1 protein-coding gene and 1 pseudogene are annotated in these 1,973 nt (G+C 74.7%); both read right to left on the reverse strand.

Annotated elements, in window-relative coordinates:
* Positions 1-94, reverse strand: a pseudogene (locus AB0M52_RS33540) (enoyl-CoA hydratase/isomerase family protein); the annotation flags it as partial.
* A gap of 81 nt (positions 95-175) precedes the next feature.
* Positions 176-1,973, reverse strand: a 1,798-nt coding sequence (locus tag AB0M52_RS33545) for a helicase-related protein (RefSeq protein WP_363961867.1), incomplete at its 5' end; no start/stop codon positions are given.

Below are 1,973 nucleotides of genomic sequence, written 5' to 3' on the forward strand. Positions count from 1 at the left end.
CGTCCAGCTCGGTATTCGGCACGACGAGGGTGGCCAGGCCGATCCGGTCCGCCTCGGCGGCGTCCATCCGCCGGCCGGTGGCGCAGATCTCCAGCATCGGACGCTGCGGGCGGTGGCGTCGCGGTGACTTTGCGATGCGTCGATTCGCATCGCGAACAATCACCGTCCGTGCTGGTCAGGCCGGCGAATGGTAGGCCAGCACGCCCCGGTTGACGGTGCCGATCGCCTGCCGGGCGGTGGCCCGCAACTCGGCCGAGGCGCCGCCGGAGTCGGCCAGCTGGCCGAGCAGGTCCACCACCTGCCGGGCCCACCGGACGAAGTCGCCGGCCGGCATCTCACCGTCGAGTTCGTGCCCGCTGGACAGCACCTTCGCCAACGCCTCACCGCGAGCCCAGCGGTAGATCGGCCACGCGAAACCCAGGTCCGGCTCGCGGGTGACCGCCAGCCCACGGGACGCCTCGTCGGCCTCGATCTCGCTCCACAGCTTCAGCGTCGCGTCCACCGCGTCGGCGACCGCGCCGCGCGGCAGCGAGGCCCGCTCGTCGACGTCGCGGCGGGCCTCGAAGACCACCACGGAGACCGCGGCGGCCAGCTCGGCCGGGGACAGCCCGTCCCAGACACCCCGGCGCAGGCACTCCGCCACCAGCAGGTCGGCCTCGGTCCAGATCCGCCCCAGCATCCGGCCGGCGTCGGTCACCGAGCCCTCGGCGGTGAGGTAGCCGCGGGTGGTGAGCAGCGCGACGATCCGGTCGAAGGTACGCGCCAGCGACCCTGTCCGGCCGGCCACCCGCTGGCGCAGCTCCTCGGTGTCCCGCTCCAGCCGCCGGCGGCGCTCCGCCCACCGGGCGTGCTCCTCCCGCTCCGGGCAGGCGTGGCACGGGTGCCGGCGCAGCTCGGCGCGGAGCTGGGTGAGCCGGTGATCCTCCCCCGACTGCCGGCCCCGGGCACCCCGGCGGGAATGCCGGTCCAGGCCGGTGCCGCTGACCTGAGCCGCCAGGTCGCGCCGGGCGGCCGGGTTGCGGTGGTTGAAGTGCTTCGGCACCCGGATGCGCGCCAACACCTCGGCCGGGGTGGTGAAGTCACCGGGGTTGATCCGCCCGGCCCACCGGTCCTGGGTGAGCACCAGCGGGCGCGGCTCGCTGAACCCACCGGCGGCCGGGTCGAGCACCACGGCCAGGCCGGCCCGACGCCCGGACGGCACCCGGATCACGTCGCCGACCCGCAGCCGCTCCAGCGACGCCACCGCCGCCGCCCGGCGCTGGCTCTGCCCCTGCCGGGCGATGGCCCGTTCCCGGTCGGCGATGGCCACCCGCAGCGCGAAGTACTCGGCGAAGTCACCGTGGTGGCAGTCCGCCTCCACCCCGTACGCGTCGATGGTCTCGGTGTTGCGCTGCACCTGCCGGGCCAGGCCGACCACCGACCGGTCCGCCTGGAACTGCGCGAACGACGACTCCAGCAGCGCCCGGGCCGGCTCCGCGCCGACGCTGCCGACCAGGTTCACCGCCATGTTGTACGAGGGCCGAAAGCTGGACCGCAGCGGGTACGTGCGGGTGGAGGCGAGCCCGGCCACGTGCCGGGGGTCGGTCTCCGGGGACCACACCACCACGGCGTGCCCCTCGACGTCGATGCCCCGGCGCCCGGCCCGCCCGGTGAGCTGGGTGTACTCCCCCGGCGTCAGGTCGACGTGCGCCTCGCCGTTGTACTTGACCAGGCGCTCCAGCACCACACAGCGGGCCGGCATGTTGATCCCCAGGGCCAGGGTCTCGGTGGCGAAGACCGCCTTGACCAGCCCGCGGACGAACAGCTCCTCGACGACCTCCTTGAACGCCGGCAGCATCCCGGCGTGGTGGGCGGCCAGCCCGCGTTCCAGGCCGTCGAGCCACTCCCAGTAGCCCAGCACCGACAGGTCCTCACCGGGGATGGCGGTCACCCGGGACTCCACCACCCGGCGGATCTCCGCCCGCTCCTCGGGC

It is taken from the genome of Micromonospora sp. NPDC051296, from assembly GCF_040682255.1.
GTDB lineage: Bacteria > Actinomycetota > Actinomycetes > Mycobacteriales > Micromonosporaceae > Micromonospora > Micromonospora craterilacus.